Origin of the sequence: Paenibacillus sp. J23TS9 (assembly GCF_018403225.1) — a bacterium.
Classification (GTDB): domain Bacteria; phylum Bacillota; class Bacilli; order Paenibacillales; family Paenibacillaceae; genus Paenibacillus_AQ.
Window position 1 is genome coordinate 1,544,587 of record NZ_BOSG01000001.1, and the last position, 20,272, is coordinate 1,564,858.

The 20,272-nt window shown below is 45.7% G+C and carries 21 protein-coding genes and 1 pseudogene; 7 read left to right on the top strand and 15 right to left on the bottom strand.

Annotation, left to right across the window (positions count from 1 at the left end):
• Positions 1–3: 3 nt before the first annotated feature.
• From KJS65_RS07480 to KJS65_RS07490, 4 genes and pseudogenes are all read left to right on the top strand, one after another.
• Positions 4–591 carry a TetR/AcrR family transcriptional regulator gene (locus tag KJS65_RS07480; RefSeq protein ID WP_213649253.1) on the top strand — a complete coding sequence of 196 codons (588 nt, stop codon included), beginning with the start codon at positions 4–6 and terminating at the stop codon, positions 589–591.
• A gap of 117 nt (positions 592–708) precedes the next feature.
• Positions 709–1,587 (top strand): haloalkane dehalogenase, encoded by an 879-nt coding sequence (locus KJS65_RS07485; protein WP_213649254.1) that lies wholly within the window; start codon positions 709–711, stop codon positions 1,585–1,587.
• Positions 1,588–1,674: 87 nt separating this feature from the next.
• Positions 1,675–1,815: pseudogene (locus tag KJS65_RS30160) on the top strand (MFS transporter); the annotation flags it as partial.
• Positions 1,807–2,262 carry an MFS transporter gene (locus KJS65_RS07490; protein WP_306432977.1) on the top strand — a complete coding sequence of 152 codons (456 nt, stop codon included), beginning with the start codon at positions 1,807–1,809 and terminating at the stop codon, positions 2,260–2,262. The pseudogene KJS65_RS30160 and the gene KJS65_RS07490, both read left to right, overlap by 9 nt.
• Before the next feature lie 134 nt (positions 2,263–2,396).
• On the opposite strand, the gene KJS65_RS07495 is transcribed toward KJS65_RS07490, so the two are convergent.
• Positions 2,397–3,608 carry an MFS transporter gene (locus KJS65_RS07495; RefSeq protein ID WP_213649255.1) on the bottom strand — a complete coding sequence of 404 codons (1,212 nt, stop codon included), beginning with the start codon at positions 3,606–3,608 and terminating at the stop codon, positions 2,397–2,399.
• A gap of 119 nt (positions 3,609–3,727) precedes the next feature.
• Between KJS65_RS07495 and KJS65_RS07500 the strand changes: the two genes are divergently transcribed.
• Positions 3,728–4,618 carry a LysR family transcriptional regulator gene (locus KJS65_RS07500; protein ID WP_244864427.1) on the top strand — a complete coding sequence of 297 codons (891 nt, stop codon included), beginning with the start codon at positions 3,728–3,730 and terminating at the stop codon, positions 4,616–4,618.
• Positions 4,619–4,719: 101 nt separating this feature from the next.
• Here KJS65_RS07500 and KJS65_RS07505 read toward each other — a convergent pair whose 3' ends face one another.
• The 3 genes from KJS65_RS07505 to KJS65_RS07515 all read right to left on the bottom strand — a co-directional run bounded on the left by KJS65_RS07505 (position 4,720) and on the right by KJS65_RS07515 (position 7,754).
• Entirely contained in the window at positions 4,720–5,160 is a 441-nt protein-coding gene (locus KJS65_RS07505) for an EVE domain-containing protein (RefSeq protein ID WP_213649256.1), read from the bottom strand.
• 368 nt (positions 5,161–5,528) lie between these two features.
• A complete protein-coding gene (locus KJS65_RS07510; protein WP_213649257.1) occupies positions 5,529–6,260 on the bottom strand; it encodes an endonuclease/exonuclease/phosphatase family protein in 732 nt (243 codons plus the stop codon).
• Between the two features lie 141 nt (positions 6,261–6,401).
• Positions 6,402–7,754, bottom strand: coding sequence for an FAD-binding oxidoreductase (locus KJS65_RS07515; protein WP_244864428.1), 1,353 nt, complete (start codon positions 7,752–7,754; stop codon positions 6,402–6,404).
• Positions 7,755–8,033: 279 nt separating this feature from the next.
• On the opposite strand from KJS65_RS07515, the gene KJS65_RS07520 reads away from it, so the two are divergent.
• Positions 8,034–8,639 carry a TetR/AcrR family transcriptional regulator gene (locus KJS65_RS07520; RefSeq protein ID WP_213649259.1) on the top strand — a complete coding sequence of 202 codons (606 nt, stop codon included), beginning with the start codon at positions 8,034–8,036 and terminating at the stop codon, positions 8,637–8,639.
• Between the two features lies 1 nt (position 8,640).
• Positions 8,641–9,387, top strand: a complete 747-nt coding sequence (gene map, locus KJS65_RS07525; protein ID WP_213649260.1) for a type I methionyl aminopeptidase — start codon at positions 8,641–8,643, stop codon at positions 9,385–9,387.
• A 247-nt stretch (positions 9,388–9,634) separates the two neighbouring features.
• On the opposite strand, the gene KJS65_RS07530 is transcribed toward map, so the two are convergent.
• From KJS65_RS07530 to KJS65_RS07575, 11 genes are all read right to left on the bottom strand, one after another.
• Complete coding sequence (locus tag KJS65_RS07530) at positions 9,635–10,174, bottom strand: GNAT family N-acetyltransferase (protein WP_213649261.1); 540 nt, start codon at positions 10,172–10,174, stop codon at positions 9,635–9,637.
• 32 nt (positions 10,175–10,206) lie between these two features.
• Entirely contained in the window at positions 10,207–10,593 is a 387-nt protein-coding gene (locus KJS65_RS07535; protein ID WP_306432961.1) for an NUDIX hydrolase, read from the bottom strand.
• Entirely contained in the window at positions 10,559–10,696 is a 138-nt protein-coding gene (locus KJS65_RS30165) for an NUDIX hydrolase (protein WP_306432962.1), read from the bottom strand. The genes KJS65_RS07535 and KJS65_RS30165 overlap by 35 nt, the downstream gene beginning before the upstream one ends.
• Before the next feature lie 397 nt (positions 10,697–11,093).
• Complete coding sequence (locus tag KJS65_RS07540) at positions 11,094–11,555, bottom strand: DUF2269 family protein (RefSeq protein WP_213649262.1); 462 nt, start codon at positions 11,553–11,555, stop codon at positions 11,094–11,096.
• Positions 11,556–11,570: 15 nt separating this feature from the next.
• The gene (locus tag KJS65_RS07545; RefSeq protein WP_244864429.1) at positions 11,571–12,302 is read right to left on the bottom strand and encodes an NAD(P)-dependent oxidoreductase; all 732 of its coding nucleotides are present in this window, start codon (positions 12,300–12,302) and stop codon (positions 11,571–11,573) included.
• A 236-nt stretch (positions 12,303–12,538) separates the two neighbouring features.
• Positions 12,539–12,871 (bottom strand): winged helix-turn-helix transcriptional regulator, encoded by a 333-nt coding sequence (locus tag KJS65_RS07550; RefSeq protein WP_213649263.1) that lies wholly within the window; start codon positions 12,869–12,871, stop codon positions 12,539–12,541.
• A gap of 299 nt (positions 12,872–13,170) precedes the next feature.
• Positions 13,171–14,799, bottom strand: coding sequence for a S8 family serine peptidase (locus tag KJS65_RS07555; protein WP_213649264.1), 1,629 nt, complete (start codon positions 14,797–14,799; stop codon positions 13,171–13,173).
• 181 nt (positions 14,800–14,980) lie between these two features.
• The gene (locus KJS65_RS07560; RefSeq protein WP_213649265.1) at positions 14,981–15,949 is read right to left on the bottom strand and encodes a glycoside hydrolase family 43 protein; all 969 of its coding nucleotides are present in this window, start codon (positions 15,947–15,949) and stop codon (positions 14,981–14,983) included.
• Between the two features lie 57 nt (positions 15,950–16,006).
• Positions 16,007–18,448: a family 43 glycosylhydrolase gene (locus KJS65_RS07565; RefSeq protein ID WP_213649266.1), complete on the bottom strand. Its 2,442-nt coding sequence runs from the start codon at positions 18,446–18,448 to the stop codon at positions 16,007–16,009.
• A 3-nt stretch (positions 18,449–18,451) separates the two neighbouring features.
• On the bottom strand, positions 18,452–19,291 hold the full coding sequence (locus tag KJS65_RS07570; protein ID WP_213649267.1) for a carbohydrate ABC transporter permease: 840 nt from the start codon (positions 19,289–19,291) through the stop codon (positions 18,452–18,454).
• Positions 19,292–19,321: 30 nt separating this feature from the next.
• Positions 19,322–20,215, bottom strand: a complete 894-nt coding sequence (locus KJS65_RS07575; RefSeq protein WP_213649268.1) for a carbohydrate ABC transporter permease — start codon at positions 20,213–20,215, stop codon at positions 19,322–19,324.
• Positions 20,216–20,272: the final 57 nt, after the last annotated feature.

A 20,272-nucleotide genomic window follows, 5' to 3' on the forward strand; every position in this document is an offset into this window, starting at 1 on the left:
CTTATGAGTGCTAATCCGACTACAAGCGAAAAAATATTGCTGGCAACCATCAACCTTATGGCAGAAAAAGGATATGACAGCACAACAACCAAAGAAATCGCGTTAGCTGCCGGAGTGAACGAAGTCACTTTATTTCGGCATTTTGGAACGAAAGAAAAACTGCTTGAGGCCGCCTTTAGCCGATTCCACTATGGTAATGAGATGACTAGGGTTTTTAACGAGGGTCTTAAAGGACATCTGCATGAGGATCTGCTAACAGTGAGTCGAACGTATCATAACATCATGAACCGAAACAGTAAACTAATATCCATCGCGCTTAAAGGAAGTAGTACTCTACCTGATTCTGTTCTACAAGAGGCTTCGCGCAATCCGAAACAATTGAAAAATTTGCTCGCTGATTATCTAACTACAATGTCATCAGAAGGCAAAGTGGTCTCCTCAAATCCTGAAATCCAAGCATTATCGTTTATGTGGATGAATTACGGGGCTTTCATCAGTAGACTAAATGCCAAAGAAGCGGTCTCGGAAGAAACACTTGACGAATTTATTGAAGAAAGCGTTAGCGTATTTACGAAAGCACTTAGCCCTTAGTTATTGTTTTCTCTGAGAACAGTTCCGAAGAGGCTTTTCTTAGAAAACAAATGAAAGTATGTGCTTGCATTCATCAATGCATGCATTTACATATAACAACGAAAGGTGAGATTCTGAATGATCATGCCGTCTTTTCCCTACGAAAAAAAGCGTCAACGAGTACTTGGCCTAGAAATGGCCTATGTAGATGAAGGAAGTGGAGATCCGATTGTCTTCCTACATGGCAACCCTACTTCCTCTTATCTCTGGCGTGAAATTCTTCCTTATGCTCGAGAGTTTGGCCGTTGTATTGCACCTGATCTCATAGGTATGGGTGATTCGGAGAAAATTCCCCATAGTGGTACCGACTCTTACACCTTTGTAGAGAATCGTCGTTATCTCGATGCCCTGTTGGATCAGATTGGTGTTCACCAGCATGTTACTTTTGTGGTGCACGATTGGGGATCGGCACTGGGATTTGATTGGGCCTACCGTCATCCAAAGGCCGTTAAAGGGATCGCATACATGGAGGGAATCATAAAACCTCGTAGTTGGAGCGAGCTTCCGGAACGGGGGCGGAAAATTTTCCAGGCATTACGATCAGAGGAAGGTGAACAGATGGTGTTAGAACACAACTCGTTCATCGAGACTAACCTTCCAATCGGCATTCTGCGTAAGTTGACTGAGAAAGAGATGACTGAATATCGTAGGCCGTTCTCGCTGCCTGGTGAAGGCCGCCGCCCGACGTTAACCTGGCCGCGGCAACTTCCGTTTGATGGGGATCCCGCTGATGTGACTGACATTGTTACCACGTACGGAGAGTGGTTGGCACGGAGCTCCGTCCCGAAACTCTTCGTCAATTGTGATCCAGGTACTATGCCAATTTCTCATGTTGAGTTTTGCCGTACCTGGTCAATGCAAACAGAGATCACCGTCCGTGGACTTCATTATCCCCAGGAAGATTCGCCTCATGAAATTGGCGAGGCGCTTGCTGCCTGGTTAAAGGATCTAATCTAGCCGCTAAGGATCTTCTAGGGATGGCTAAAAAATAAAAAGCGATTCGTACTTCTCGCTGCAGCGGACGGGCAAGACCGCGTAACGCTCAAATCGGTACTGCAACTGTTCAAGAACCGTCAGATTCTCTTTGTCATTCTGTATATTTTGTTCTATGTGGCGGCTGAAGCCGGGTTCTTGAATTTCTTCCCGATCTTCTACACTTCACTCAACATTGCCGGAATGTCTGCCGATCAAAAGGCTTCAACGGCAGCTTATATCATTACCAGCTTCGCATTCCTCTTTACGATCGGCCGCTTTCTTGGAGGATTTATCATCCTCAAACTTGGTGACCGCCGGACATTGGTCGCGTTCTCGCTGTTTGCCCTGCTGTCACTGATCCTTGGCCGTATTCTGGTCACTAACACCAGCTACCTGATGATGCTCTTCGGACTTGCCATGTCGGTATTGTTCCCTACTGCACAGGGCATTGCATCCAAGCTCACGAAGCAGACCGGCTCCCTGCAAGGCGTTATTTATGTCGCATCCGGTCTCGGCGGCGCAGTTGTTGGACTTTTGATCGGCCAGGTATCCGACGCTTTTGGCATACAAAACGGGTTTAATATGCTCTTTGTCTTCACAGCGATCATTACCGTTTTGGCCCTCCTGATCAAAACGCCTAAACAGGAACAGGCCTGAGTTAGGAACATTCTGAATTCATTACGCAGTAAAATATACAAGACGATCTTTTCGATGAAAAACTTAAAACAGCATGTCTCCCCTCAGGAGATATGCTGTTTCCATTTGCACAAAAAGACACTCACGAAATTAGCTTACTCTACGGCTTCTGAAGCCGTTTTGCGAATCGTCTTTACAGCGGACTGCCGTTTATGATGGATAAAATAGTACAGGATGATGGCTGCCAATGCGACGATGCCGGCAGCCGCAAACATCGTGCGGTAATTGGAATGAGAGCTAATCAAGCCCATGACATACGAGCCTGCCCCATATCCCAGATCGAACAATAAAAAGAACGTGCCGTTGGCTGCGCCCGTTCGATGCATAGGAGACAGCTTCATGGCGAGCGCCTGGATACAAGGAAAAAGAGCACCATATCCGATTCCCATGAAAGCACCCGATAACAGCACCATGCTTCCCGTGTGGGATTGACTCAATAGAAGCAGGCCCAATCCGAATAAAATAAATCCGGGATAAAACAAAACATGCTCGTTAAATTTATCGAATATTTTGCCTACCAGCGGTCTGAAAACCACAATCATCACAGCAAACACGATAAAAAACGTGCTGGCCACTTTGGATTGGTGAATTTCATTGGCGAACGGCGCAATAAATCCGGCAATCGGGCTGTATGAGAAAGCTAATACAAATCCCACGATTGAAATGGGCAGAGCTTTCAGTTCGAAGATCTCTCGCAGGCTGAAGCTACTTTTCGCAGCGGTTGGTTTGGATTTAATCGATGTATCTTGGTCTTTGATCGGTAGCACAAACAGCAGGGACAGAAACGCGATCACGGTAATAACAGACAGTAGCAGCATTCCGTTTTTATCCTGCCACAATAACAGGCCGAATGCCGGTCCGATAACCATGGCAATGCTCATAAACATGCTGTAATAACCCATTCCCTCCCCTTTTCGGGTATTGGGAATCAGTGAAGCAGCAATCGTGCTTGTCGCTGTCGATGCAACCGCATAACTCATGCCGTGAAGAAAACGAATCACTAGGAATAATGCGATTCCACTTGCCCCGAAATAGCAGATGCAGGCAAGCAAAAATATGCCAAGCCCGATCAGCGCCATCTTCTTGTTACCGAAACGATCCACCCAGAATCCGGAAAACGGCCTGATTAAGACGCCTCCAACCACATAAATCGTGATCACCAGACCCATCTGCTGTACATTGCCGCTTAAATGATCTCCCACATATAAAGGGAAGGCCGTGGCCGTCACATAAAAAGTCAGGAACATAAAAAAACTGCTCAAACAAACAATCACAAAATTTTTGGTCCATATCTTACCTTCTGACATTCTCTCTACTCCATCCTTTCCGAATCAACAGCATGTGAAATATTATACAAAAAAACCTTATATCATGTATAATACTAATTATATAATTTATATATAACATTGATGTGATATAGGAGGTCATGATGGAGTTTCTGCAATTGAAATATTTCCAGGCGATCGCCCAGCAGGAAAACATGACGAAAGCATCCCACCTGTTAAATGTCTCTCAACCTTCGCTCAGCAACTCGATCCAAAGGCTGGAAAAGAATCTGGGCGTCCCCCTCTTTGACCGTCATGGCAGACAGCTTAAATTAAATGCTTATGGAAAAGTATATCTGGGTAAAGTGGAAGAGGCTTTTAGGGCATTAGAAGAAGGAGAAACGGAAATCAAAGAGATGGCGGGGTTATACCGGGGGCAGTTAAGGATTTGCATGATGCTCCCCCATATTTTGCCGACACTCCTAAAGGAATTCTTGGCCCGGCATCCCCATGTTCGGATATCGCAGCGCCAACCGAGCACCACGCTGGAAATGAGAAAGGAACTGGAAAAATCGAATATGGACTTTTGCTTGTCCACCTACCCCATTACCGGTCCCGACATTGAATGGTTGACTTTAGTGGAAGAGGAAATGCGATTAACCGTGCCCAAGAATCATCCATTGGCCGTAAGAGAAAGCGTTCATTTGAGTGAAGTGGCTGACGAACCCATTATTTCCGTTCCCGTCAGCTCGACTTTCCGTGAAATCACGGACGAATATTGCCGTCAGGCAGGCTTTGAGCCGAATATTGCTTTTGAATTGGAAGAAACGAGTGCTATCCAAACCCTGGTCGAAATGGGACTCGGCGTCACGTTGACGCTTCCGCTATCGTTAGGAACCAGAGCCTTGAACAAGGAGACCGTACAGATCAAAATCGTTGATCCGAAGTGCATAAGAACATTCGGCATCGCTTGGAATCGGAAGCATTATATGTCGCAGGCAGCCGTTCATTTTCTGGATTTTGTGAAAGAATTTTTTGCGCACTACAAGTGAATTTGATGCACTAAAGTGATTCCGAATCCCGGGACAAGACAAAACACCTCCTGAATCCGCATGTTATGAATGCAGATTCGAAAGAGGTGTTTTTTGTTTGCTCATTGGAGCATCGCACAGGCAATGATCATAAAGTCCTCCCGGCTGATTTCAAACTGCCCGTAGCGAAAGGCGTAGCCCCAGTTTCGGTTCCCGCGCGTGAAGCTTAGTTGGTCCAATAGATCCCTGATCTTGACTTCGTGGCATGGAATATAGCTGATATTTCTGCGGAATGGCACAAACGTTTCGGACATCAGATATTCATATACTTGGTCATCAGCCACTTTTCCGATCGCGGTGAATGCTTGAAGCGGTTCCCCTTTCGTCATATCTGTACGCGGAGAATAGTAGATCAACCAATCGCCTGCTCTCATCTTACGTAAAGGTGCTGACTTACCATGACAGAGCTGGGCGAATCCCCCCTGCTCTCCCCGCTTTACGTGGGATGCGGATACGACACCAACCCAGAAGCGGCTTTCTATGCTTATCTCATCTATACGCATCCAGATCCCCGCCAATCTCGGTTTTGTCCGCTGGAGATCCTTGGAGATCTTGGCTTGGCACCAGGCATTGATCCATATTCCTTCAGCTGATCCAGACTGAACGGATCCATTTCATGAATATAAGGTAACGCAGTTTCCTCAAATCGTTGTAATGCTCCCTTTGTTGTGCTCATCAATTTATCATCGCCTTTAGTTATCTTTTTATCTAAGGGTACAAAAACGCTACTGACACCATTATGTCAGTAGCGTTTTTAACGTTTTTTTCTGTTCGTTTCTAACCCGATGCCGGAAGGATTCCGGCTTCAGCCGCAGCCGCTGGATTGAAGACACCTCTTGCATCCCGACAGGCCGTTATCAGCCGCTTCGTTTCACTTGAACGCCAAATCGACTGCGATGGGCAGATGGTCCGAAGCGTCCGTGCGGATTACCTGCTGATTCGAGTGCTGTACCGTGGGAGACGTTAATATGTAGTCGATGATTTCGGGCGGATTGCTGAACGGGAAAGTATAGGCATCTTCAATTCCCTGAAAGCTGTTGACGAATAATCCGCTATTTAGCAGCAGTTGAAGCTCTGGACTGTCGGGTTCGGCATTAAAATCACCCATTAAAATCTTCGGTCCCTGGGCGGAGGTGGCAAGGTCAATAATTTCCTGGGCTTGCACCGTTCTGCTCGTGGTATCTAGTCCGAGATGCGTATTGTATACATTCATATGAACGTCACGCAGATTTACAATGGCATGCAGTGCACCGCGCGGCTCATCTTCAAAGCTGCTGAGCAATATATTCTCATGCCGGATAATAGGATGCTTGCTTAATATAGCGGTCCCATATTGGCGGTTGTCAGCCCGTCCCTCCTCTGGTCCCAAATCAAGATTGGATCCGTATGCGTAGTGATAGCCGAGCAAGACTGCCAATTCTGCTGCCTGGTCCTTATATTCGCTTCGGTCTCCGTAAAATCGGTCAACCTCCTGTAGGGCGACGATTTCTGCACCGGAATCACGGATGACATCCGCAATTCTTTGCAAACTTAACTGGTCATCCACACCTACGCCGTGATGAATATTGTAAGACATCACAGTTACGCCTACCGCCTTATTCATAGTGTTATCCTCCCGCCGTGGTACGATATGTCAAACTTATCTTCTTGGTAAAAAGTTTACCATAAATGTGAAATATAAAAAGGAAGAATCATGGCTGCCATGGTTCTTCCTTTTTATGATAGCCCGGTGTCTACAGCTTGTTTAGGTTGATTTAGCTGGCGGGATGCTTTGCGGATTGTTGAATACATTATTCGGATCGTACTTCGCTTTGACCCTTCTCAATCTGGCATAGTTCTTTCCGTAATAGACCGGCCCAGAACATTGGATGCCTTGATCCGGAACGTTAATATAGGAGCCTACGATATAGGGCTGCAGTTTCTTTCTGGTATTTCGAACTAAGGCAATATTTTTAGCCGCATGGGATGGTTTCACCCATGAGCTGTTCCATTCTACATAAAATTTAGGGTCACGCCAGAAGAATGCGGTATCCCTAGGTGCGATACGACTTATGGCACCGCCCCAGTTCAGGAAGTAAAATCCGGCAGGTGTTCCTCCCTCAGCTTTCTCGAGAAATTCGCGCATGGCTTTAAATGCTTTATTTGGAAACGGTTTTCTGCCGAAGCTGCTGGAGAATTGGTTGCTGAACCTTTGGGTAAGCACGGGATCGGGAGCTAACAAAAACTTCGTACATTCAATGTATGGCAGATAGCGTATGGTTTTTTGAGTAGGCGTGCCGACACTAAGAATAGGCTCTAAGTGGCGTATAGCTTCGCTTTTTGATCCGAGGTAAAGTCCCAGCATACTGACATTACCGCCTTTTTTAGGACCAACGCTTAATTCGCTTCCCAGCTTGGTACTGGTGTTTGGAGCCCATACTTGCCATTTTTTCACGACTTTTTCGAATTGGTTCCATGGCCAGGTAATGTGGAATACGGTAGCTTTCGCCGGAGCGCGCAGTACTTTGAATTTATATTTGGTATAAATGCCGAAGTTGCCCCCGCCTCCACCCCGGGAAGCCCACAGGAGATCGGAGTTCTGATTTTTGTTTGCCCGGAGAACTCTCCCCTTAGCGTCGACCATTTCGAGTTCGATCAGGTTATCGCTGATGAGCCCGGTCGTCCTTTGCAGCGGTCCTATTCCCCCGCCAAGCGTAATTCCGCCGATCCCCACCGTTGGGCTGTCACCAAATGGGGCGATATAACCTTGGCGCGCCAGCTTATTCACAATTCTTCCTACCCGATTCCCGGTCTCGACCACGGCAGTCCCGCTCTTTTTATTCAGTTTAATTTTCTTCATGTCGCTTACGTCGATGACAATGCCGCCATTTACCTGTGAAAGGTTGCCCTCCAGGGCGTGTCTGCCGCTTCTCGGACGGATAGGGACATGGTTTTTGCGGGCCCATCTTATGGCGTTTGCAACATCCTGCGTTTTTTGAGCGAAAACAAACACTTTAGGAAATCTGTCCGTATGCGGATCCCAATTTTTGCGAGCCGCTTCATAACCGGGTTCCCCCCTAAAGATCACTCGTCCAGTAAGCTGAACCTGAGATTTCACGGATGCTTCCATCTCCTTTTATGGATCAATGATTTTTCTTCAACTAATTAGGCAGGTACCATATAACGTATGAGGAAGATCAGTGCCGCGTATGGGCTGAAGCCGCAAAGATTATTATTTTATGGTGTTCGCCATGCCGACTCGCGATTATAAGCGATTCTTGCATCTGAAGGCTTGCAGTACCAAAAAACAGGCGAATCGAGTACTTGATCCTTACCTTCAAATGAGGTATATTGTTTTTTACATTGACATTACAGCAGGTCTAAAAAAGGAGGAGCCATGTCACCACGTACCAAAGAACAAAATGATGCGATCCGGGAAATGCGGATGAACCAAATTATGGACGCCGCTGCGGAAGTATATTTGGAGAAGGGCATTCAATTGGAAATACGCGATGTTGCGGTCAAGGCAGAGCTCGGCTACGGAACCGTGTACCATTACTACAAAAATAAGCACATGCTTTTGGAGGATTTACTATGGGATGCTCTGGATCGAACGGAGTCGGCAATACAACCCGCTTTGACGGGGGACGGCGATTGTTTGCTGAAAGCTGAGGAATTCTCCAGGCTGCTTCTACGGAAATGCGTACAGGATCCTTCCGTGTTCATTTTCCTTAAAACGGTTTCAGATAATTTTCATCACTTCCCGGGAAACCGGTTTATTAAGCTGTCTGCCGATTTTCAGGAACGAATCTATTTGCCCTTTGTGGAACTGATTCGTGAAGGAATCGATTCCTCAACGCCGGAGAAAACAGCTAATCTGATATTTGGTTCGCTTGTCGGCTGCACGGCTTTGAACATCCACCACAATATGCAGAGCGAGATAGACGTGGAAGGCATCGTCGATATGATTTTTTCAGGTATCAGGCAAAGGAGAGATAAATAGAATGGTCACATTGAAATCGAGAACAGAAATTGAAGAAATGGGAAAAGCCGGCCACATTGTCGCTGCTTTTCATCAAGCCATAGCAGGTATGATCCGGCCAGGTATCACGACGCTCGAAATCGAGTCGTTCGCGGTGCGGTTCCTGAAGGAAAATGGCGCCAAAGCTTATACGATAGGCTTCAACGGCTATCCGTTTGCCACATGCGCGTCTGTCAACGACGTCATTGCGCATGGTTTTCCGAACGGGAATCCGCTCAAGGAAGGCGACATCGTTACCATCGACATCGTTGCGGAAGCGGACGGCTGGATCGGCGATTCCGGTTGGTGTTATGCGGTCGGCGAGGTGTCGGAGGAAGCCCGTAAATTGATGCGGGTCACGAAGGAATGCTTATACCTTGGCATCGAAAAAGCTGTCGTCGGAAATCGGATCGGCGATGTGATGCACGCGGTTCAAACTCATGCCGAGCGAAACGGATTCTCGGTGGTGCGCGATCTGCTTGGTCATGGCGTAGGAAGAGAAATGCACGAGGAACCTAATTATCCCCACGTCGGGAAACCGGGCAAAGGGTTCCGCTTAAAGGAAGGGATGGTTTTAACGATCGAGCCGATGATTAATGCCGGAAAAGCGTTTATGACGGTTGATGCCGATGGCTGGACCGCCAGAACCGCTGACGGCTCGCTTTCCGCACAGTACGAGCATACGATCGCCATTACTGCGGATGGCCCGATTATTTTGACCGAACAATAGAATTAGAATTCAGTCCTTTTAAGGTCTCCGACTTTTCCAGGATTCATCTGCTTAAGAAGGGACCCGTCCGATGTGGAGGGGTCCCTTTATTCTCGTTCAGGGGTACTCTGCTACGTCTTCTTGACTAACCTGCCCGTTAGCTGAGAAAAGGCAGCCGATAAGAAGCCGGCTGCCTTCCCCTTTTTATTGAGCTATCGTTCCCCGTTAGTTGAACGTATTCTTTCTTGTTTATGACCCATTCATTATTTCACTGCCATTCATCTATAATAAGCCCATAAATTACTCTATCAAGAAACTGATTATGTAGCTGTTCGTAATTTCTAATAACCCCTTCTTGAGTAAATCCTAGACGTTCCGGTATTGCACGACTCTTGATATTATTGGTTGCTACCCCGATCTCAATTTTTCGCAAATTCAAATCATTAAACGCATGATCAATGAAGGCTTTACATGCGTTTGTCATTAGACCCCTACCCTCAAATTTCGAACCTAACCAGTAACCTATTTCTGTACGCTTGGCATCCCAGTCAATGCTTAAAAACCCTATGGATCCAGCAATTTGTTCCTTATACCATATCCCGGCCCAGTACCCATTATTATTTGCAAACCTATTTAAAGATCGACTGATAAAGGCTCTAGTATCATCAACAGAGTTGGTTTGATCAGGGAATTCGAGCCAGTTTCTTATGGAGTCACGGCTACTTATTATTAACTCATATAATTCTTGTGAATGCCTCTCTTCAAAAATAGAAATGTATGTATCCTCATCAAGAATTGCCTTATACAAATGGATTAAACCTCCTCATCAAAAAACTACCATTAAACACGCCTTTGAAGTTTGACATTACATTCTGACGTTGTCGCAGTGACATACTCCATATAATTCACAGAGCCGTTAAAGTTCAAATAAGCTTCATAACGCATGCGGATTGCGGGCAAGGTAATGAGATCCAGAACACTTTCCTTGGGAACCCAACTGCACTCGCTCGTTTCTTCAGAGGTAGCTAACTCTCCACCCACAGCTTTGCACACGAAATCAAACATGACCTTCGTAGGGACATCAGTCACACCGTCATACCATTTATGGATCGCTGTATTCGAAACAACACTAATTAAATAGCTAACAGTGGCGTCTATTCCACTTTCCTCTTTGATTTCACGAATCACGCCATCAATCAGATTTTCTCCAACTTCTGTGATCCCCACCAGGATACACCCAACCATCGTCATGTGCTTTTACTAATAAGATATTTCCATTTCCATCTTCTACTATTCCGCCTGCCGATACAATATGTGTCGGAAATGCCATTTCACGACCTCCTAATACAGTAAATTTATATATTTATCCCACGTACTTCTACTTGTTCAGACTTTGTGGAATGCGTATAAATGCTGTCTAACATGCTCATGAGAGTAATCAACAATGTCTTGGTTCATTTCTGGATTTCCATCCTGCTCCTTTCCGTTCTCAAATCAAAACGATATGGGATATTATAACATTAAAATTACTATTTAGGAGATTCAGTGCATTCATCTGCTCGTTAATACAATGAGCAGGACTCCATAGCGCCTGCTCAACGATGTATTATATTCAATTATTGTTCCCTATTAGCGGAACAAAGTGTTGCTACGGCTGCCTTTCGATATTGAATCTTCTATATCTGTAACTATACAAGGGCCGATTGTTAATAGGCTTGGCGGCTTCTTTAAAATGGTTTAAGGACCATAAGCACGGTGATGGCAATCATCATCACCAGTGAAGCCAACTCGATGGGTACCATCTTCTTCATCAATCGGGCGAGCTCGGCGGGTACTTCATCCCCAATGCCTTGACTGATAGATACAATCTGCATAATCTTTTTAATGCGTGGTTCAATCAATCCGTCGAGCGTGGCGATCACGAGCAATAATAAAAGGATTGATATGTTTAGCCACATTTGGGACAGTCCCATCTTGGTTATAATCATCATCCAAACCCCGGTAACAATAAGTACACTTCCACCAATTTTGGGCAGGAAGGCAAACTTGTTCGTTACCTCAAAAGCAAAGCGAAACTGGTCAGCCGTTCTAGCAGACCATCGAATGACGGGTACCACGAAAGCGGGACCGATTACCGCGATCGCAGCCAATAAATGCAAAACGAGAAGCCATCCCAACAAACTGATCATCTCCCTTCCAGCTTCTTAGCGAACCGGATAATCGCTTTGATAGGCGAGACCGACCCTTTTTCTAGTAAAAGGCCCTCCGGGCTCGATATGGTCTAGCATGCATTTTACGACATCATCATAAGCAACATCCAGCTCTTGAAACCGGCTGAACAAGTAACCGGCTATATCGGCCTCGGAAAATCCCTCAATTGTCTTCGGGATTGAAATGGGCAATATTTCCGTTGTTACATGCAGATGAACCGACACCGAAGGCTCTATCGAATCATTCATGGTTCCCGGACACATCATGGACCAATCGAGCTCAGATTGCAGCAGTCGTTCAAAATTCCGGTTGTGATTTTTATACTCGGTAGGGAAACCGGGCAGATTGTTGCCAATGAGATCCGTATATGGAATATCCAGCAGGCCGGCACCTCCCATTACCCATACCCTCCCAGAAAAACTTGGGTGGTTTTCACATTGGCTTATAATGTTATCAACGAGACGAACGAACTCATCTCCTTGTCCTGCATGGCCGGCAGCAATAATAGCGGCGTCTTGATGCGAGAGCGACTCACCGACGCTTGCCGGGTTCATCATGTCGTCTACGATCACCTTTACCTGTTTTGCGGAACGCTCGCCTTGTTGTTGGTTAAACTTCTCAGAGTTTCGTACGAATGCGGTCATTTCATGCCCCATTTTACTCCCTTGCTCAAGCGCTCTCCTTCCTGTATTTCCGGTTGCCCCGAAAACAATAATCTTCATCATTTTTCCCTCCCTTTATCAATGAATCCCGATATTTCGTCATTGGATTGACTCAAGCTTAGCATCAATTCAAAATCTTGATAAGAACCCACTTTAAAGTAGGGTACTTACTTAAAAGTAAGCTTAAGCAGAATGGGATATCCATGTTTGTCCACGGCGAAGGAATACTGACTGTAAAACAGCACAAACTGCCAGGGGAAATCCCGTGGCAGCTTGTGTGTATGATTTGTTTGAACCAGCTAAGAAGCAGGTTCTTCATATTTCCGATTATTATGTTTTTCTCCCCAAGCACACATGACTTCTGCTACAGGAATCAATGTTTTTCCATATTCACTAAGGGAATATTCTACTTTTGGAGGGACTGTAGGGTAGACCGTTCTATCGATTATACCCTCTCGCTCCAAGTCCCGTAGATGTTGTGAAAGCATTTTTTGAGAAACATCAGGTATAAGCTTTTCCAGATCGCTGAATCGCAGATTGGATAGTATCAAATGCCATAAAATCATTGGTTTCCATTTGCCGCTCAGAACATGAATGATTGTCTCCACAGGACATTCAAGCTGATGAATCATTGATAAATCATCCCCTTACCTTTAAGTAAGTTCATTACTTTCAACGATATTATTAACATTATTTTACAGCGTGTTTATAATCTGGTCAATGCAATAAATTTAATTCGAATTACCGTGCCCGGAGCTCTTTCGGTATCGAACTATCGTTTCCCAGTTAGTTGAACAGGTGGGTTTACCTTTTGCTTGGCAATCCCCATTTCCCATCGCAGATGCGTCAAATGTTCTAGTTACAAAATGCTTTCCAATTCTACGAATCTTGAATAAAATCCTTTGTTTATTCTACGATCATGCCTGTGCGATCACTGCCTCTCTTGAAAGGAGGTCTTCCATTTTGTTGCTATTTCTAAGAGAGCATTAATGCTGCATTCTGAATAAGGATCTTCCCCTTCTTTCCATTCAGGCTCTCGCGGTATCTCAATACCAGTTATTTTTTCCAAAGCAAAGTGTCTTTTCCCAAAGGTGCCGATTCTTTTTTTTCGCGCATCTTCTATTAATCCATCCATCAATGGCTTAATGAATTGCTTGCTTTTTATTGTTGAGGCTAACTTACAAGCATGATAACGAATATCCGTATTCTCATCGTTTATTAAAATACAAAGAGTCGGTGTTAATTCCCCCCAAAAGATAGAACATAATCTAAGTGCATACATCCCCCCCATTTTAACACTTGGGGATTCATCAGTAAGACAATGTAATAAATCTGAGTAACTTATGGAGGATGGTTGAGTCGAAAGAACAGTAATTGCAGCTGCTCTCACTTTAAATGAAGGGTGATATAGCAACTTTTGCACAGTATTAATTGCTTCATTAGGTACTCTTTCAGGTAAAAATGATAAAAGAATATCAATCACATCGTGGTCAAAAGTGCTGATTTTTTCTATTTTTTCTGATAAGGAGCGTTCTTTCCAATATTTCCACCGTAAATACATAGAACTTCTAATGCCAGTGTCAGCAATCTGATGAAAATCAAGCGTCAAAGCATTTGAGGATACAAGTCCGGCCTTTAATTCTACCCATCTTCCGTTATATTCAGAGCTGGATATTAGTGCCTCTTTAACTTGTTCAGCTGACAAATCGGGTTGTATTTGCCATAAGCATGCTGCTAATCCTAACACTATAGGAGCGGCATATGAGGTCCCCCATTGTCGAGCATAATTTGGAGGAAGATTGTCGTGCATCACTGTATAATGATTTAACCGTTCTTCTTCTGACTTAAATGGGAAAGGCAAAACAACATTCATTGCTGGAGCCAAAATATCAGGGTTCCATTTCTCATCAAATGTAATTCCTTTACTACCAGGAAAGGGAGTAGCACTTTCCCTCTCACCACTTTTAGGTATAGCAACACCTCCTACAGATAAAACGGAGGGTGAAATGACAGAACTACTAGTTAGCTCAATATTGTTTCCCGATGCCACTATAACCAATATTCCTTTGTAAATTAACTCTTCACATAAAATACGAAGGGGATCTGCTTGCCAAGGAAGAAGCCCTGTGTCCCTTTGACCAACAACCGTTAGAACAATCCCTCTTATCCCGTATTTTCCTCCATTTTGTATCACCCACTGTAACGCACTCCCCACATTTTTCTCGACATCTTCTGCCGTTCTAAGTGATCCTGTTTCAATTAAGTACATGTCCGCTCCAGGAGCAACCCCAGAATACATTCCATTTGACAACAAGCCAGAACCTCCGGCAGCAGAAGCTGTCCATAATCCGTGATGACCATTATTCAGTTGTGATTCATTTGTAATTTTAATTGGTACTGGATTGTTTGTATGTGTTTTTACCAAGAAAGAATTTCTAATGTGATTAGAAATAATGTCTGGGTGACCATAAAAACCTCCATCTATAATAGCAATTTTAACCCCTCTTCCAGTAATACTTTTCGGAATATGAAGAAAATCCCTGATAGAAGTCCACTTCATTTTTAATCCTCCAATTTGTATATTCTCATAAACATAAAATGGCCCTTGGCATCGAATGCCAAGGACCATTTTATTACAAACCGTATTTTACCATAATTAAAATTATATCACTTGGGTTAAAAAAATAAAGATCTTTCTTAAACTATCCTGCCCGTCTCGCTTGACCGGGTAACCAATCGAGCTATGCCTCTCCCGCAGGCAAAGGAATACGAACTTCTGTAGATAGGGGAACTCCAAAATCCGGGGTTCCATCCTCCTTCCAGCCAAACCGCTGGATCCGCATGCTTCGCGGCGTTCCGGATGAACGGTCCTGTTCGGACTCGGAGTAGGAATAGGCGTGATAGGCTATCCAATCTTCCGATCCGTCGGGCGAAACGGTAAAACTGTTATGCCCAGGGGCGTATACACCCTGTCCGGGATTTTTGGCGAACACGGGACCGTCATGCTTCGTCCATGCCGAGGCATCCAGCAAATCTTCGGAATCCTGAATCGTCGCCATCCCAAGACTGTAATCATCGGACCAAGTGGCACTGGCGGAAAATATAAGAAATATCCGCCCGTTGCGCCGCAAAAACACAGGACCCTCGTTAATCGCCATTCCACCCTGCTTTTCCCAAGATTCCGTGGGAGCCGTAATCAGGACATTCGGTCCGGTCAAGGTCCAGGGATTGATCATGCGTGCTGCATAAATCGCTGATCCATAGTCCGGGAAATGCCCATATCCGGCATAGAAGAAATACCACTCATCATGATGCTGCAGCACCGTTCCGTCGAGGCCAGAAAATTCCGTATTGACGGCCCCCTTAAAGATCCACGGATCCTGCATGGGGTCATCTCCCTCTAGTTGAAGAACGCATACTCTTCGTGTATCATCGCCAGCACCATCGTCGGCTGTATAATAGATGTACCAACATCCGTCAATAAAGTGAATCTCCGGCGCCCATAAACGATATGAATACGGGCCCTCCTGCTCCGGAGTCCATATGGTTGTCGGCTTCGCATTAGCCAATCCCGTCAAAGTCCGGCTCCGCCAAAGGTCAATGCGGTCACGCAATGTAACGGACATATAGTAGAACCCATCCGTATGCTGTATTACCCAAGGATCAGCCCCTCTGGCAAGCATCGGGTTTTGGAAAGTTTGCTGTGACATGTTACTCCTCCTATTTGGAATGTTTAACCACGGATGATCTCGAGCAGATCTTTTCGTCTATTTGATCGGTGAGACCGTGATTGGCGAAAATATCCAGCCTTGCGAGCTTGTGCGCAATCCAACACGTCCTGTCAGGAAAGCATTGGGATCGATCCAGGTTAACAACGGATTTTTCGAGTCGCCGATAAATACGCTGATGCCAGCGCCTTCGAGCTTTACCCGGATGTTCACGGCCTTGTTATTTTCAAGCTCCAGGAGCTCCGATGCCACCTCTTCGTTTACCTCGTAACTGATCCTGTTCAGTCTCACAAACCCGTTATTGAAGGAGAGTTCATACCCCATAAACGAATCATTTACCTGATCCTTAAAATCGGATTCATTGTCTGTTCTAAATAGCAGAGCTGCTCTCGACGGCGCCTCTTCCGTATGAGTCATTTGAAAATTCACTTCGTAATCGCTCCAGCCCGGATCTCCGCCGAACAGTTTGCCTTCCCGATCTTGCGATAGAAGCATTATTTGTTCCCCGTTCATCTCCCAATTTCCGAATTGATCCGTAAATTCGACGGTTTGCCGGGATGGTGCAGGGACTGTTTTATCGGCTTCGATGTACCGCAGAGATACTTCTCCCTTTACTTTTGAGAGGGAAATCCATTGAGGCCCTTCGCCGAGATGGAATGATGCCAACGGAATCTTCGACCACTCCGACTCATTCGAGAAATCTTCTGCCTTTAACTTGATCTCTGTGCCCTTTCCTCCTGCATGAACCGATATCTTGCCTCCCGCGCTATCTTTTGCCACCATAGCGGAGATCAGGTAAGTGCCTTCTTCCTTGACATAAACAGGAAAGGACAGCTCCGAGTCATTCTTCGTGAGGGTTACCGAGTAGCTTCTATCCGGCGTATTCTCATCATTCGTGGAAAATGCCTGCCCCTTCTCCTCTCCCGGAATACCGTGAATGGCTTCCATCGTTCCCGGTAGCGGGTGAAGAACCTTATGATCGCTGCTGCCTCCCGCTTCGTTCGAAAAGGCCGTGTAGCTCAAAGTCGGTTTCAGAGCCGTTGACCAGCTGTAGCCGATCGCGCCGACTTCACCTTTCATTTGCTCGTCGCTCAGCAGGAGCAGTCCGTCCCAATAAACCAATGTCCCTTCTTGATCTGATTCCGCCCGCATGGTATGATGCTTGGTCATATCCATTCCTTTCGGCAAATCCCCGGTTTGGACGACCCGTTCCTTTCCTTGATCTGTTTCAAATAAAGATAACGTTTTTGATTCCATATCCACCCGAATACCACGGAAACGGTCGGCATCTTGGTAAGAAAATAGCGCCTCAAATGCCCGAGGACCCGAAGCCTCCTGATTCTCCCGTTCGGAGATCACGGCATTAAACTCAGCCGTAAACTTGCTGTTGGTGCTGTCCTTGGTAACCCATGTCTCTTTGTCTTGCCGCGATTCTTGATGTTGCCAATGTTCTTCACCAGGCAACCCCGTCAAATAATCATAAAAAGCAGGCCGTACGGGCGCTTGCACCGGCATCCCATACGTCGGGCCTGCAACGGACATCTTATCCCCGTTAAAAAGCAGCCGATCCATATTCATCATCCGAACCGGTGGGCCTTCAGCCGACCTGCCGATCAGATTGTGGTATACGATATAATAGGAATCCATATCCGGACCCATCACGGTTGAACTATGCCCTAAGCCGTTAAAGTCCTCTTTGGTCGATATGAGGATCGGGTTATTGTCCGGTATCGTATAGATTCCGTTCGGCGAATCATGAGCTACCGCATAATTGACGCGGTATCCGCGGCTAAACACATGATTGCCTGTATAAGTTATATAATAACGCCCCTGACGTTTAATGATCATCGAACCTTCGGTCCAATGTCCCAGTGACGTATTTAGCTTGTCTCCAGGACCGATGGTGTAAGGATTCTCCATGGTGCTTGCCATAATACCGCCGGATGCGGCGTTTGTAAAATACCATTTCGCATCATCATCAATAAACACGGAACCATCAATGCTTAATCCCAAATTATCGGTTTGAATCTTAAACGGGCCAGTCGGATTATCGCTTCTCAGCACGTAATGTCCTTTGCCGCCGGGAGAAGTGTACATATAAAATGACCCGTTCCAGTAAACGACCTCCGGTGCATAAGCTCCCTCCGTTATTGGATCTTCAGTTACCAGCCCCTCATATTTCCAATGGATAAGATCTTCTGAGCTCCACGACTTGATTCCGACCCGCCTATCCTTCGTGCTGCAGTACAAGTAATACTTCCCGTTGAATCTCAGTACATAGGGATCGCCTATCCCGTAGTCCTCCCACTCCTGATCCAGTTTCATCGGATTTTGATAGGTTTGTTTCATTGCAATCTCTCCTCCGGATGTCTGCTCGTTTCCATTCTTATCTCTTAAAACAAAGATCGCTGCTGCCGCCACAACTCCGGCCGCTACCAGCGCAATCCCTATATGCCTCCATACGTTTTGATTTTGCTTCATGGGTTAGCCCTTGATGCCCGTAATGGCAAGAGATTCAATGAAGTAACGTTGGGCAAAGAAAAAGACGATAACGACCGGCAAAAGCGCAATAATCGAAGCGGCCATGAGTGATGGATAATTGGAGGTGGAGATATAATTGGATTGCATGCTAGCAATCAACACCTGAATGGTTTGCCGTTCCGGCGTATGCAAATAAATAAGTGGTCCCAAAAAGTCATTCCAGATTCCCATGAAACCAAGCGCAGCTTGGGCTGCGATCGCCGGCTTAACGATAGGAAGCGCCACGGTCGTAAACGTACGAAAATACCCGCAGCCGTCGATTTTTGCCGCGTCAATAAGGTCGTTCGGAATGGAACCCTGCATAAATTGCCGAAAGAAGAAGATCGTTACAATATTTCCGAACATTCCAGGTACAATTAACGGCAGTAACGTATCGACCCATCCGAGTTCCGAGAACCCGATATACTGGGGAATCATGACGACGGAATAAGGGATCATCATCGTTCCCAGCAGGGCAAGGAAAATACCTTCTTTGAACGGAAAGTCAAACTTGGAAAACGAATATGCTGCCATTGCCGCAACAAATAAACCAACGGACAAAACAGTCACCACGACGATGGCGCTGTTCATAAAACCGTACAGTAGAGGCGCTTTGGCCCACACATCCTTGTAATTCAGCCATGTTGCCGGGTCTGGAATCCACTGCGGCGGAATATCAAAAACATGCTTCTGGTTTTTTAAGGACGTTGAAAGCGTCCAAGCTAGTGGGGCCAGCATAATAAATGACCCCGCGATCAGTACGATATAGACGATCAAATTGATCAAACGGCGTTGTTTTACCATACTTTTCAATCCTCCTATTCGTGCATGAGCTTATTCCTGGTAGACCCAGCGCTTGGATAAGCGGAACTGGAATAGGGTTAGGATGAAAATCAGAATCCCGAGTACCCATGCCACTGCACTTGCATACCCCATATTGAAATACTTGAAGGCCTCTTGGAAGATGTAATATACAATCGTCGCCCCGCTGTATTCCGGTCCGCCGTCGGCCGCCAGAATGTACATTTGGCTGAAGGACTGGAAAGTCCCAATGACCCCCATAACAACAACATAAAAATGAATCGGCGATAAAAGCGGAAGCGTAATATGTTTAAATTGGTGCCAGCGTGAAGCTCCATCCACCTGAGCCGCTTCGTAATAACTGGATGGAATTCCTTGCAGGCCGGCCAGATAGAGTACCATGGTTCCGCCTACTCCGCCCCAAAGTCCCATGATGATAAAAGACGGTTTAACCCAGTTTGGATCGCCAAGCCAGTTAGGCCCTTGGATGCCTAGAATATTCCAAATGAATTCATTGATGATCCCGTAATCGTAATTCAGCAGCCATTGCCAAAGTAATGAAACGGCAATGATCGGCGAAATTACCGGAATATAGTAAATGGTACGAAATATCGAAATCCCTTTTAATGACCGGTTCATCAAGATTGCCAGCACCAGAGAAATAATCATGCCTAGCGGTACACCAAGAAGCAAGAAAATCGTGTTATAAAGTGACTTATAAAACTTCTCATCCTCTAACATGTACCGAAAGTTTTCCGTACCTGTAAATTTTGCGGGCGTGAACATATCCCATGACATGAAGCTTAATCCGAACGAAGTTATCAATGGCGTCAAGCTGAAGATCAGGAAGCCTAGTATTGGCGGCGCAATAAATATCAGAGACCAAATAATTTCTTTACGCCGATATCCCGGGGTTTTGTTCTTCATTCACATTTCCCTCCCTATACCGAAACGGAAAAAGCGAAAACGTCTCCAACCGAGCTC